The sequence below is a fragment of the Pseudomonas faucium genome, from assembly GCF_021602585.1.
GTDB classification, from domain to species: domain Bacteria; phylum Pseudomonadota; class Gammaproteobacteria; order Pseudomonadales; family Pseudomonadaceae; genus Aquipseudomonas; species Aquipseudomonas faucium.
The window spans coordinates 211,916-225,697 of sequence record NZ_BQIP01000005.1; the positions used below are offsets into that span (position 1 = coordinate 211,916).

At 64.8% G+C, this 13,782-nt stretch carries 11 protein-coding genes; all 11 read left to right on the forward strand.

Annotated features, from left to right (window positions below; translation table 11 throughout):
• Positions 1–9: 9 nt before the first annotated feature.
• The 11 genes from nuoC (at position 10) to nuoN (ending at position 13,782) form a co-directional block, all read left to right on the forward strand.
• Complete coding sequence (nuoC, locus tag L6D75_RS08815; protein ID WP_176518010.1) at positions 10–1,791, forward strand: NADH-quinone oxidoreductase subunit C/D; 1,782 nt, start codon at positions 10–12, stop codon at positions 1,789–1,791.
• 2 nt (positions 1,792–1,793) lie between these two features.
• The gene (gene nuoE, locus L6D75_RS08820; RefSeq protein ID WP_176518011.1) at positions 1,794–2,291 is read left to right on the forward strand and encodes an NADH-quinone oxidoreductase subunit NuoE; all 498 of its coding nucleotides are present in this window, start codon (positions 1,794–1,796) and stop codon (positions 2,289–2,291) included.
• A complete protein-coding gene (nuoF, locus tag L6D75_RS08825; protein WP_176518012.1) occupies positions 2,288–3,649 on the forward strand; it encodes an NADH-quinone oxidoreductase subunit NuoF in 1,362 nt (453 codons plus the stop codon). The genes nuoE and nuoF overlap by 4 nt, the downstream gene beginning before the upstream one ends.
• Positions 3,650–3,780: 131 nt before the next feature.
• Positions 3,781–6,495: an NADH-quinone oxidoreductase subunit NuoG gene (nuoG, locus tag L6D75_RS08830; protein WP_176518013.1), complete on the forward strand. Its 2,715-nt coding sequence runs from the start codon at positions 3,781–3,783 to the stop codon at positions 6,493–6,495.
• A complete protein-coding gene (nuoH, locus tag L6D75_RS08835) occupies positions 6,492–7,499 on the forward strand; it encodes an NADH-quinone oxidoreductase subunit NuoH (protein ID WP_003251440.1) in 1,008 nt (335 codons plus the stop codon). The genes nuoG and nuoH overlap by 4 nt, the downstream gene beginning before the upstream one ends.
• Positions 7,500–7,510: 11 nt before the next feature.
• The gene (gene nuoI / locus L6D75_RS08840) at positions 7,511–8,059 is read left to right on the forward strand and encodes an NADH-quinone oxidoreductase subunit NuoI (protein ID WP_003251442.1); all 549 of its coding nucleotides are present in this window, start codon (positions 7,511–7,513) and stop codon (positions 8,057–8,059) included.
• Positions 8,060–8,069: 10 nt separating this feature from the next.
• Positions 8,070–8,570 carry an NADH-quinone oxidoreductase subunit J gene (gene nuoJ / locus L6D75_RS08845; protein ID WP_087499961.1) on the forward strand — a complete coding sequence of 167 codons (501 nt, stop codon included), beginning with the start codon at positions 8,070–8,072 and terminating at the stop codon, positions 8,568–8,570.
• Positions 8,571–8,573: 3 nt separating this feature from the next.
• On the forward strand, positions 8,574–8,882 hold the full coding sequence (gene nuoK, locus L6D75_RS08850) for an NADH-quinone oxidoreductase subunit NuoK (protein WP_003251446.1): 309 nt from the start codon (positions 8,574–8,576) through the stop codon (positions 8,880–8,882).
• Positions 8,879–10,732 (forward strand): NADH-quinone oxidoreductase subunit L, encoded by a 1,854-nt coding sequence (nuoL, locus tag L6D75_RS08855; protein ID WP_176518014.1) that lies wholly within the window; start codon positions 8,879–8,881, stop codon positions 10,730–10,732. Before nuoK ends, nuoL begins: the two co-directional genes overlap by 4 nt.
• A gap of 40 nt (positions 10,733–10,772) precedes the next feature.
• Complete coding sequence (gene nuoM, locus L6D75_RS08860) at positions 10,773–12,305, forward strand: NADH-quinone oxidoreductase subunit M (RefSeq protein WP_176518015.1); 1,533 nt, start codon at positions 10,773–10,775, stop codon at positions 12,303–12,305.
• 7 nt (positions 12,306–12,312) lie between these two features.
• Positions 12,313–13,782 carry an NADH-quinone oxidoreductase subunit NuoN gene (nuoN, locus tag L6D75_RS08865; protein WP_176518016.1) on the forward strand — a complete coding sequence of 490 codons (1,470 nt, stop codon included), beginning with the start codon at positions 12,313–12,315 and terminating at the stop codon, positions 13,780–13,782.

Below are 13,782 nucleotides of genomic sequence, written 5' to 3' on the forward strand. Positions count from 1 at the left end.
ACCGAGACCATGACAGCGGACAACGCTATTTTCATTCCGCCCTACAAGGCTGACGACCAGGATGTGGTCGTCGAACTGAACAACCGTTTTGGCGCCGAAGCATTCGTCGCCCAGGAAACCCGCACCGGCATGCCCGTGCTGTGGGTCAAGCGCGCCCAGCTCAAAGAGGTGCTCAGCTTCCTGCGCGGTGTCGCCAAGCCCTACAGCATGCTGTACGACCTGCACGGCGTCGACGAGCGCCTGCGCACCCAGCGCCGCGGCCTGCCGGCCGCCGACTTCAGCGTGTTCTACCACCTGCTGTCGATCGAACGTAACAGCGACGTGATGATCAAGGTGTCGCTCAGCGAAGGCGACCTGAACCTGCCCACCGTGACCGGTATCTGGCCCAACGCCAACTGGTACGAGCGCGAAGTCTGGGACATGTTCGGCATCGACTTTGCCGGCCACCCGCACCTGAGCCGCATCATGATGCCGCCGACCTGGGAAGGTCACCCGCTGCGCAAGGACTACCCGGCCCGTGCCACCGAGTTCGACCCCTACAGCCTGACCCTGGCCAAGCAGCAGCTTGAAGAGGAATCGGCACGCTTCAACCCCGAAGCCTGGGGCATGAAGCGCCAGGGCGCCAACGAGGACTACATGTTCCTCAACCTCGGCCCCAACCACCCTTCGGCCCACGGCGCGTTCCGTATCGTCCTGCAGCTGGACGGCGAAGAGATCGTCGACTGCGTCCCGGACATCGGCTACCACCACCGTGGCGCCGAGAAGATGGCCGAGCGCCAGTCCTGGCACAGCTTCATCCCCTACACCGACCGCATCGACTACCTCGGCGGGGTGATGAACAACCTGCCGTACGTGCTCGCCGTCGAGAAGCTGGCGGGCATCAAGGTGCCGCAGAAGGTCGACGTGATCCGCATCATGCTGGCCGAGTTCTTCCGCATCACCAGCCACCTGCTGTTCCTGGGTACCTACATCCAGGACGTCGGCGCCATGACCCCGGTGTTCTTCACCTTCACCGACCGCCAGCGCGCCTACACCGTGATCGAAGCGATCACCGGTTTCCGCCTGCACCCGGCCTGGTACCGCATCGGTGGCGTCGCCCACGACCTGCCGCGCGGCTGGGACAAGCTGGTCAAGGACTTCGTCGAATGGCTGCCCAAGCGCCTCGACGAATACACCAAGGCTGCCCTGCAGAACAGCATCCTCAAGGGCCGTACCATCGGGGTTGCCGCGTACAACACCAAGGAAGCCCTGGAGTGGGGCACCACCGGTGCCGGCCTGCGTTCCACCGGTTGCGACTTCGACCTGCGCAAGGCTCGCCCGTACTCCGGCTACGAGAACTTCGAGTTCGAAGTGCCGCTGGCCCACAACGGCGATGCCTACGATCGTTGCATGGTCCGCGTCGAGGAGATGCGCCAGAGTATCCGCATCATCGACCAGTGCCTGCGCAACATGCCGGAAGGCCCGTACAAGGCGGACCACCCGCTGACCACGCCGCCGCCCAAAGAGCGCACCCTGCAGCACATCGAAACCTTGATCACGCACTTCCTGCAAGTCTCGTGGGGCCCGGTCATGCCGGCCAACGAGTCGTTCCAGATGATCGAAGCGACCAAGGGCATCAACAGCTACTACCTGACGAGCGATGGCGGCACCATGAGCTACCGCACCCGGATCCGTACCCCGAGCTACCCGCACCTGCAGCAGATCCCTTCGGTGATCAAAGGCAGCATGGTCGCCGACCTCATTGCGTACCTGGGCAGTATCGACTTCGTTATGGCTGACGTGGACCGCTAAGCATGAACAGCACGCTTATCCAGACTGACCGTTTCGCCCTGAGCGAAACCGAGCGCTCGGCCATCGAGCACGAGATGCACCACTACGAGGACCCGCGCGCGGCGTCCATCGAAGCCCTGAAGATCGTCCAGAAGGAACGTGGCTGGGTGCCGGACGGCGCCATCTACGCCATCGGCGAAGTGCTGGGCATCCCGGCCAGCGACGTCGAGGGTGTCGCCACCTTCTACAGCCAGATCTTCCGCCAGCCGGTCGGGCGCCACATCATCCGCGTGTGCGACAGCATGGTCTGCTACATCGGCGGCCACGAGTCGGTGGTCAGCCAGATCCAGAGCGAACTGGGCATCGGCCTGGGCCAGACCACCCCGGACGGCCGCTTCACCCTGCTGCCGGTGTGCTGCCTGGGCAACTGCGACAAGGCCCCGGCGCTGATGATCGACGACGACACCTTTGGCGACGTGCAGCCCGCTGGCGTCTCCAAGCTGCTGGAGGGTTACGTATGACCATCACTTCCTTCGGCCCGGCCAACCGCATTGCGCGCACCGCCGAAACCCACCCGCTGACCTGGCGCCTGCGTGACGACGGCGAGCCGGTCTGGCTGGCCGAGTACGAGTCCAAGAACGGCTACGCCGCTGCCCGCAAGGCACTGGCCGAGATGTCCGCCGACGACATCGTGCAGAGCGTCAAGGACTCCGGCCTCAAGGGCCGCGGTGGCGCAGGTTTCCCCACTGGCGTGAAGTGGGGCCTGATGCCCAAAGACGAATCCATGAACATCCGCTACCTGCTGTGCAACGCGGACGAAATGGAGCCGAACACCTGGAAGGACCGCATGCTGATGGAGCAACAGCCCCATCTGCTGGTCGAGGGCATGCTGATCAGCGCCCGCGCCCTGAAGGCCTACCGTGGCTACATCTTCCTGCGTGGCGAATACACCACCGCGGCGAAGAACCTCAACCGCGCCATCGATGAAGCCAAGGCCGCAGGCCTCTTGGGCAAGAACATCCTGGGCAGCGGCTTCGATTTCGAGCTGTTCGTGCACACCGGTGCCGGGCGCTACATCTGCGGTGAAGAAACCGCACTGATCAACTCGCTGGAAGGCCGCCGCGCCAACCCGCGCTCCAAGCCGCCCTTCCCTGCCGCCGTTGGCGTGTGGGGCAAGCCGACTTGCGTGAACAACGTCGAGACCCTGTGCAACGTGCCGGCGATCGTCGCCAACGGCAACGACTGGTACAAGTCGCTGGCCCGCGAAGGCAGCGAAGACCACGGCACCAAGCTGATGGGCTTCTCCGGCAAGGTGAAGAATCCGGGCCTGTGGGAACTGCCGTTCGGCGTCACCGCCCGCGAGCTGTTCGAAGACTACGCCGGCGGCATGCGCGATGGCTTCAAGCTCAAGTGCTGGCAGCCAGGCGGCGCCGGTACCGGCTTCCTGCTGCCCGAGCACCTCGACGCGCAGATGTACGCCGGTGGCATCGCCAAGGTCGGCACCCGCATGGGTACGGGCCTTGCCATGGCGGTCGACGACAGCGTCAACATGGTCTCGCTGCTGCGCAACATGGAAGAGTTCTTCGCCCGCGAATCGTGCGGCTGGTGCACCCCCTGCCGTGACGGCCTGCCGTGGAGCGTGAAGATGCTGCGCGCGCTGGAGAAAGGCCAGGGCCGCGCCGAAGACATCGAGACCCTGCTGGGTCTGGTCAACTTCCTCGGCCCAGGCCGTACCTTCTGTGCTCACGCACCGGGTGCCGTCGAGCCATTGGGCAGTGCCATCAAATACTTCCGCTCGGAGTTCGAGGCCGGTGTGGCGCCTGAAAGCGCTGGCACCCTGCGCCCGAACCTGGCGAAACCGATCGTGGTCGGCGCATAACAAGATGAAACACGGGTGGTCCGTGCCACCCGTCAGCCTGCAGGCTGGCCCGAGTGATCGAGGCGAGCCGCAGGCACACCGATTTCCATTAGCCACGCCCGCTCACGCGGGCCAACGAAGAACTTTGAACAATGGCCACTATCCACGTAGACGGCAAAGCGCTCGAAGTCAACGGTGCAGACAACCTGTTACAGGCGTGTCTGTCGCTCGGCCTCGACATCCCCTATTTCTGCTGGCACCCGGCGCTCGGTAGCGTTGGCGCCTGCCGGCAATGTGCGGTCAAGCAGTACACCGACGAGAACGACACCCGTGGTCGTATCGTCATGTCCTGCATGACCCCTGCCTCCGACGGCACCTGGATTTCCATCGACGATGACGAGTCCAAGGCGTTTCGCGCCAGCGTCGTCGAATGGCTGATGACCAACCACCCGCACGACTGCCCGGTGTGCGAGGAAGGCGGTCACTGCCACCTGCAGGACATGACGGTAATGACCGGCCACAACGAGCGCCGCTACCGTTTCACCAAGCGTACCCACCAGAACCAGGACCTCGGCCCGTTCATCGCCCACGAGATGAACCGCTGCATCGCCTGCTACCGCTGCGTGCGCTACTACAAGGACTATGCCGGTGGTACCGACCTGGGCGTCTACGGCGCCCACGACAACGTGTACTTCGGCCGCGTTGAAGACGGCGTGCTGGAAAGCGAATTCTCCGGCAACCTGACCGAGGTCTGCCCGACCGGCGTGTTCACCGACAAGACCCACTCCGAGCGCTACAACCGCAAGTGGGACATGCAGTTCGCCCCGAGCATCTGCCACGGCTGCTCCAGCGGCTGCAACATCAGCCCGGGCGAGCGCTACGGCGAACTGCGCCGCATCGAGAACCGCTTCAACGGCTCGGTCAACCAGTACTTCCTGTGCGACCGCGGCCGCTTCGGCTATGGCTACGTCAACCGCACCGACCGCCCGCGCCAGCCGTTCCTCGCCGATGGCACCAAGCTGGGCCTGGACGCCGCCCTGGACAAGGCCGCCGACCTGCTGCGCGGCCGCACCATCGTCGGTATCGGCTCGCCACGCGCCAGCCTCGAGAGCAACTACGGCCTGCGTGAGCTGGTCGGTGCCGAGTACTTCTACTCGGGTATCGAAGCCGGCGAACTGGCCCGCGTGCGCCTGGCCCTGAACGTGCTGAACAACAGCCCGCTGCCGGTGCCGACCCTGCGCGACATCGAAGACCACGACGCCGTGTTCGTGCTCGGCGAAGACCTGACCCAGACCGCTGCCCGCGTCGCCCTGGCCGTGCGCCAGGCCACCAAGGGCAAGGCCGAGGCCATGGCCGAATCGATGAAAGTGCAGCCGTGGCTCGACGCCGCGGTGAAGAACATCGGCCAGCACGCGCTGTACCCGCTGTTCATCGCTTCCCTGGCTGAAACCAAGCTCGACGACGTCGCCGAAGAGTGCGTGCACGCCTCCCCGGCCGACCTGGCCCGCATCGGCTTCGCCGTGGCCCACGCCATCGACCCGAGCGCCCCAGCAGTCGCCGGCCTGGACCAGGAAGCGCAAGCCCTGGCCCAGCGCATCGCCGATGCCCTGGTTGCCGCCAAGCGCCCGCTGGTCGTTGCCGGTACCTCGCTGGCCGACGCGGCGCTGATCGAAGCGGCCGCCAACATCGCCAAGGCCCTGAAGCTGCGCGAGAAGAACGGCTCGCTGAGCCTGGTCGTGCCTGAGGCCAACAGCCTGGGCATGGCGATGCTCGGCGGCGAGTCCGTCGATGCCGCGCTGGACGCGGTCATCAGCGGCAAGGCCGACGCCATCGTGGTACTGGAAAACGACCTGTACGCCCGCGTACCGGCCGCCAAGGTCGACGCAGCCCTGGCCGCGGCCAAGGTGGTGATCGTCGCCGACCACTCCAAGACCGCCACCCTGGACCGTGCCCACCTGGTGCTGCCGGCCGCCTCCTTCGCCGAAGGCGACGGTACCCTGGTCAGCCAGGAAGGCCGTGCCCAGCGCTTCTTCCAGGTGTTCGACCCGCAGTACCTGGACAGCAGCATCCAGATCCACGAAGGCTGGCGCTGGATGCACGCCCTGCGTGCCACCCTGCTGAACAAGCCGGTCGACTGGACCCAGCTGGACCACGTCACCAGCGCCTGCGCCGAAGCCGCCCCGCAACTGGCCGGCATCGTCAACGCAGCGCCAAGCGCCGCATTCCGCATCAAGGGCATGAAGCTTGCCCGTGAGCCGCTGCGCTACTCCGGCCGTACCGCCATGCGCGCCAACATCAGCGTGCACGAGCCGCGCACCCCGCAAGACAAGGACACCGCGTTCGCCTTCTCCATGGAAGGCTACTCGGGCTCCGCCGAGCCGCGCCAGCAGGTGCCGTTCGCCTGGTCGCCGGGCTGGAACTCGCCGCAGGCCTGGAACAAGTTCCAGGACGAAGTCGGTGGCCACCTGCGCGCCGGTGACCCGGGCGTGCGCCTGATCGAATCGCAGGGCGACCGCCTGAACTGGTTCAACGCCATCCCGGGCGCCTTCAACCCGGCCCGTGGCACCTGGACCGCGGTACCGTTCTTCCACCTGTTCGGCAGCGAAGAAAGCTCCTCGCGCGCCGCCCCAGTGCAAGAGCGCATCCCGGCTGCCTACGTGGCCCTGGCCAAGTCCGAAGCCGACCGCCTGGGCGTCAACGAGGGTGCCCTGCTGAGCCTGAACGTCGCCGGCGTTTCGCTGCGCCTGCCGCTGCGTATCAATGAAGAACTGGGCGCTGGCCTGGTTGCGTTGCCCAAAGGCCTGGCCGGCATTCCGCCTGCCATCTTCGGTGCATCCGTCGAAGGTCTGCAGGAGGCAGCACAATGAGCTGGTTCACCCCCGAAGTGATCGATGTGATCCTCACCGTGCTGCGGGCCATCGTGGTCCTGCTCGCGGTGGTGGTCTGCGGCGCGCTGCTCAGCTTCGTCGAGCGCCGCCTGCTGGGCTGGTGGCAGGACCGTTACGGCCCGAACCGCGTAGGCCCGTTCGGCATGTTCCAGATCGCTGCCGACATGCTGAAGATGTTCTTCAAGGAAGACTGGAACCCGCCCTTCGTCGACCGCGTGATCTTCACCCTGGCGCCAGTGGTGGCCATGAGCGCCCTGCTGATCGCCTTCGTGGTCATCCCGATCACCCCGACCTGGGGCGTCGCCGACCTGAACATCGGCCTGCTGTTCTTCTTCGCCATGGCCGGCCTGTCGGTCTATGCCGTGCTCTTCGCCGGCTGGTCGTCGAACAACAAGTACGCCCTGCTGGGCAGCTTGCGCGCGTCGGCACAGACCGTGTCGTACGAGGTGTTCCTGGGCCTGGCGCTGATGGGCGTGGTGGTGCAGGTGGGTTCGTTCAACATGCGCGACATCGTTGAATACCAGGCCCAGAACCTGTGGTTCATCATTCCGCAGTTCTTCGGCTTCTGCACCTTCTTCATCGCTGGCGTCGCCGTGACTCACCGTCACCCGTTCGACCAGCCGGAAGCGGAACAGGAACTGGCCGACGGCTACCACATCGAATATGCCGGCATGAAATGGGGCATGTTCTTCGTCGGCGAGTACATCGGCATCATCCTCATCTCGGCGCTGCTGGTAACTCTGTTCTTCGGCGGCTGGCACGGCCCGTTCGGCATCCTGCCGCAACTGTCGTTCCTGTGGTTCGCGCTGAAGACCGCGTTCTTCATCATGCTGTTCATCCTGCTGCGCGCCTCGATCCCGCGCCCACGCTATGACCAGGTGATGGACTTCAGCTGGAAGTTCTGCCTGCCGCTGACCCTGATCAATTTGCTGGTGACCGCTGCGATCGTGCTCTACAACACGCCAGCCGTCGCGGCCCAGTGAGGATTTGACCCATGTTCAAGTATATCGGCGACATCGTTAAGGGCACCGGCACCCAGCTGCGCAGCCTGGCAATGGTGTTCTCCCACGGGTTCCGCAAGCGCGACACCCTGCAATACCCCGAAGAGCCCGTGTACCTGCCGCCGCGCTACCGCGGCCGCATCGTCCTCACCCGCGACCCCGATGGCGAGGAGCGTTGCGTTGCCTGCAACCTCTGCGCGGTGGCCTGCCCGGTCGGCTGCATCTCGCTGCAGAAGGCCGAGACCGAGGACGGCCGCTGGTACCCGGAGTTCTTCCGCATCAACTTCTCGCGCTGCATCTTCTGCGGCCTGTGTGAAGAAGCGTGCCCGACCACCGCGATCCAGCTGACTCCGGATTTTGAAATGGCCGAGTTCAAGCGTCAGGACCTGGTGTACGAGAAAGAAGATCTGCTGATCTCCGGCCCCGGCAAGAACCCTGACTACAACTTCTACCGTGTTGCGGGTATGGCGATCGCTGGCAAGCCGAAAGGCTCTGCACAGAACGAAGCCGAGCCGATCAACGTGAAGAGCTTGCTCCCATAAGGACAGAAAGATGGAATTCGCTTTCTACTTCGCATCCGGGATCGCCGTGGTCTCCACCCTTCGGGTGGTTACCGGCACCAACCCCGTGCACGCCTTGCTTTACCTGATCATTTCGCTGATTTCCGTGGCCATGATCTTCTTCGCCCTGGGTGCGCCGTTCGCCGGCGCCCTGGAAGTGATCGCCTACGCCGGCGCCATCATGGTGCTGTTCGTGTTCGTGGTGATGATGCTCAACCTGGGGCCGGCTTCGGTCGCCCAGGAACGGGGCTGGCTCAAGCCCGGTATCTGGGCAGGGCCGGTGATCCTCGCCGCGCTGCTGCTGCTGGAGTTGCTGTACGTGCTGTTCGTCGCCCCGAGCGGCGCCGGCATCAGCGGCACCACCGTGGGCCCGAAAGAAGTGGGCATCAGCCTGTTCGGCCCGTACCTGCTGGTGGTCGAACTGGCGTCGATGCTGCTGCTCGCGGCGGCCGTCACTGCCTTCCACCTGGGCCGCAACGAGGCGAAGGAGTAAATCATGGGTGCTATCCCTCTCGAACACGGGCTCGCCGTCGCCGGCATCCTGTTCTGCTTAGGTCTGGTTGGCCTGATGGTCCGCCGCAACATCCTCTTCGTGCTCATGAGCCTGGAAGTCATGATGAACGCCTCTGCCCTGGCGTTCGTCGTCGCCGGTGCCCGTTGGGTCCAGCCCGACGGCCAGGTGATGTTCATTCTGGTGATCAGCCTGGCAGCCGCCGAGGCCAGCATTGGCCTGGCCATCCTGCTGCAGCTGTATCGCCGCTTCCACACTCTCGACATCGATGCTGCCAGTGAGATGCGCGGATGAACCTTCTCTTCCTGACTTTCGTCTTCCCCCTCGTCGGCTTCCTGCTGCTGTCGTTCTCGCGCGGGCGGTTCTCGGAGAACCTGTCCGCGCTGATCGGCGTCGGCTCGGTGGGCCTGTCGGCCGCCACCGCCGCCTATGTGATCTGGCAGTTCAATGTCGCCCCGCCTGAAGGCGGCGCGTACAGCCAGCTGCTGTGGCAGTGGATGTCGGTGGACGGCTTCGCGCCGAACTTCACCCTGTACCTGGACGGCCTGTCGGTCACCATGCTCGGCGTGGTCACCGGTGTCGGCTTCCTGATCCACCTGTTCGCCTCCTGGTACATGCGTGGCGAAGCCGGTTACTCGCGCTTCTTCTCGTACACCAACCTGTTCATCGCCAGCATGCTGTTCCTGATCCTCGGCGATAACCTGCTGTTCATCTACTTCGGCTGGGAAGGCGTGGGCCTGTGCTCGTACCTGTTGATCGGTTTCTACTACAGCAACCGCAACAACGGTAACGCGGCACTGAAGGCCTTCATCGTCACCCGTATCGGCGACGTGTTCATGGCCATCGGCCTGTTCATCCTGTTCGCCCAGCTGGGTACCCTGAACGTGCAGGAACTGCTGGTGCTGGCACCGCAGAAGTTCCAGGCGGGTGACACCTGGATGGTACTGGCGACCCTGATGCTGCTGGGTGGCGCGGTCGGTAAATCGGCCCAGCTGCCGCTGCAGACCTGGCTGGCCGACGCGATGGCAGGCCCGACCCCGGTTTCGGCACTGATCCACGCGGCAACCATGGTGACCGCGGGCGTGTACCTGATCGCCCGTACCAACGGCCTGTTCCTGCTGGCGCCGGACATCCTGCACCTGGTCGGTGTGGTCGGTGGTGTCACGCTGGTGCTGGCCGGCTTCGCCGCGCTGGTGCAGACCGACATCAAGCGTATCCTCGCCTACTCGACCATGAGCCAGATCGGCTACATGTTCCTGGCCCTGGGCGTTGGCGCCTGGGACGCGGCGATCTTCCACCTGATGACCCACGCCTTCTTCAAGGCCCTGCTGTTCCTTGCCTCGGGTGCGGTGATCGTTGCCTGCCACCACGAGCAGAACATCTTCAAGATGGGCGGCCTGTGGAAGAAACTGCCGCTGGCCTACGCCAGCTTCGTGGTCGGTGGCGCGGCCCTCGCGGCCCTGCCGATCGTGACCGTGGGCTTCTACTCCAAGGACGAGATCCTCTGGGAAGCCTTCGCCAGCGGCAACAGCGGCCTGCTGTACGCCGGCCTGGTCGGTGCCTTCATGACCTCGCTGTACACCTTCCGCCTGATCTTCATCGCCTTCCACGGCGAAGCCAAGACCGAAGCCCACGCCGGCCACGGCATCAGCCACTGGCTGCCACTGGGCGTGCTGATCGTGCTGTCGACCTTCGTCGGCGCCTGGATCACCCCGCCGCTGGCAGGCGTGCTGCCTGAAAGCGCCGGCCACGCCGGTGGTGAAGCCAAGCACGCGCTGGAAATCACCTCGGGCGCCATCGCTATCGCCGGTATCCTGCTGGCGGCGATGCTGTTCCTGGGCAAGCGTCGCCTGGTCTCGGCCATCGCCAACAGCGGCATCGGCCGCGTCCTGTCGGCCTGGTGGTTCGCCGCCTGGGGCTTCGACTGGATCTACGACAAGCTCTTCGTCAAACCTTACCTGCTGATCAGCCACATCCTGCGCAAGGACCCGGTTGACCGCAGCATCGGCCTGATCCCTCGGATGGCTCGCGGCGGCCACGTCGCCATGAGCAAGACCGAGACTGGCCAGCTGCGCTGGTACACCGCCTCGATCGCCGTCGGTGCCGTGCTGGTGCTCGGCGCCGTGGTAGTGGCCGCGGTATGACAATGAATCTTGCGACTTTGCCAAAGGAAACCAACCCGTCATGATTTTGCCTTGGCTGATCCTGATCCCCTTCATCGGCGGCTTCCTGTGCTGGCTGGGTGAGCGCTTCGGCGCCACCCTGCCGCGCTGGATCGCACTGCTGACCATGTCCCTGTTGCTCGGTATCGGCCTGTGGCTGTGGGGCACCGGCGACTACACCCTGGCCCCCGCTCCGGGCGCCGAACCTGCCTGGGCACTGGAATACAAGGTCCAGTGGATCAAGCGCTTCGGCATCAGCATCCACCTGGCCCTGGACGGCCTGTCGCTGCTGATGATCCTGCTCACCGGCCTGCTCGGTGTGCTCTCGGTACTGTGCTCCTGGAAAGAGATCCAGCGTCACGTCGGCTTCTTCCACCTCAACCTGATGTGGATCCTGGGCGGCGTGGTCGGTGTGTTCCTGGCCCTGGACCTGTTCCTGTTCTTCTTCTTCTGGGAAATGATGCTGGTGCCGATGTATTTCCTCATCGCGCTCTGGGGTCACAGCTCGGCAGACGGCAAAAAGACTCGGATCTACGCCGCCACCAAGTTCTTCATCTTCACCCAGGCCAGCGGCCTGATCATGCTGGTGGCGATCCTTGGCCTGGTGCTGGTCAACTACAACACCACCGGCGTGCTCACCTTCAACTACAGCGACCTGCTCAAGGCCGAACTGCCGGCCGGTGTCGAGTACGTGCTGATGCTGGGCTTCTTCATCGCCTTTGCGGTGAAGCTGCCGGTGGTGCCGTTCCACTCCTGGCTGCCTGACGCTCACGCCCAGGCACCGACCGCAGGTTCCGTGGACCTGGCCGGTATCCTGCTGAAGACGGCGGCCTACGGCCTGCTGCGTTTCGCCCTGCCGCTGTTCCCGAACGCCTCGGCCGAGTTCGCGCCGATCGCCATGACCCTGGGCCTGATCGGTATCTTCTACGGTGCCTTCCTGGCCTTCGCGCAAAGCGACATCAAGCGCCTGATCGCCTTCTCCAGCGTTTCGCACATGGGCTTCGTGCTGATCGGCATCTACTCCGGCAGCCAGCAGGCCCTGCAAGGCGCGGTGATCCAGATGCTGGCCCACGGCCTGTCGGCCGCCGCGCTGTTCATCCTGTCCGGCCAGCTGTACGAGCGCCTGCACACCCGTGACATGCGCCAGATGGGCGGCCTGTGGCACCGCATCGCCTACCTGCCAGCCATCAGCCTGTTCTTCGCCGCCGCCTCCCTGGGCCTGCCGGGTACCGGCAACTTCGTCGGCGAGTTCCTGATCCTGATCGGCAGCTTCGCCCATGTACCGTGGATCACCGTGATCGCCACCACCGGCCTGGTATTCGGTTCGGTGTACTCGCTGATCATGATCCACCGCGCCTACTTCGGCCCGGCCAAGGCCGACACCGTGCTGGCCGGCATGGACGGTCGCGAAATGATCATGGTCCTGGGCCTGGCGGTACTGCTGGTGCTGCTGGGCGTGTATCCGCAGCCGTTCCTCGACACCTCTGCCGCCACCATGAGTGGTGTGCAGCAGTGGCTCGGTTCCGCTTTCACTCAACTCGCTTCGGCCCGGTAAGAGCGCTATGGAATTCACCACTCAACACTTCATCGCATTGGCGCCGATGCTGATCACCACCATCACCACGGTGGTGGTGATGCTGGCGATCGCCTGGAAGCGCAACCACTCGCAGACCTTCCTGCTGTCCACCGTGGGGCTGAACCTGGCCCTGCTGTCGATCCTGCCGGCGCTGAAAGTCGCGCCGCTGGCGGTCACCCCGCTGATCACCATCGACAAGTTCGCCTGCCTGTACATGGCGATCATCCTGGTGGCCACACTGGCCTGCGTCACCCTCGCCCACGCCTACCTCGGCGAAGGCTCCAAGGGCTTCCCGGGCAACCGTGAAGAGCTGTACCTGCTGCTGCTGATGTCGGCCCTGGGCGGCCTGGTGCTGGTCAGCGCCAACCACCTGGCCGGCCTGTTCATCGGCCTTGAGCTGCTGTCGGTACCGGTCTACGGCCTGGTGGCGTATGCCTTCTTCAACAAGCGGTCGCTGGAAGCGGGCATCAAGTACATGGTGCTGTCGGCTGCCGGCTCCGCCTTCCTGCTGTTCGGCATGGCCTTGCTGTACGCCGACGCCGGCAGCCTGAGCTTCGACCAGATCGGCAAGGCCCTGGCCACCACCAGCCTGCCAAGCCTGCTGGCGCAACTGGGCCTGGGCATGATGCTGGTGGGCCTGGCCTTCAAGCTGTCGCTGGTACCGTTCCACCTGTGGACCCCGGACGTGTACGAAGGCGCCCCGGCGCCGGTCGCCGCGTTCCTGGCCACGGCCAGCAAGGTTGCGGTGTTCGCCGTGGTCGTGCGCCTGTTCATGATCTCCCCGGCTGCCAGCAGCGGCGTGCTGAGCACCGTACTGGCAGTCATCGCGGTGGCCTCGATCCTGATCGGCAACCTGCTGGCGCTGACCCAGAGCAACCTCAAGCGCCTGCTCGGTTACTCGTCCATCGCCCACTTCGGCTACCTGCTGATCGCCCTGGTCGCCAGCAAGGGCCTGGCCCTGGAAGCCATGGGCGTGTACCTGGTCACCTACGTGATCACAAGCCTTGGCGCATTCGGTGTCATCACCCTGATGTCTTCGCCTTACGGTGGCCGTGATGCCGATGCGCTGTACGAGTACCGCGGCCTGTTCTGGCGCCGCCCGTACCTGACTGCGGTGCTGACCGTGATGATGCTGTCGCTGGCGGGCATCCCGCTGACCGCAGGCTTCATCGGCAAGTTCTACATCATCGCCACCGGCGTCGAGTCGCAGCTGTGGTGGCTGGTCGGCGCCCTGGTGATCGGCAGTGCCATCGGCGTGTACTACTACCTGCGCGTGATGGTCACCCTGTACCTGGTAGAGCCGAACCTGCGTCGCCACGACGCCCCACTGAAGTGGGAACAGCGCACCGGTGGCGTGATGTTGCTGGCCATCGCCATCCTGGCGTTCGTGCTGGGCGTCTACCCGCAACCGCTGCTGGAGATGGTCCAGCAAGCAGGTCTGCAACTGATCGGTTGA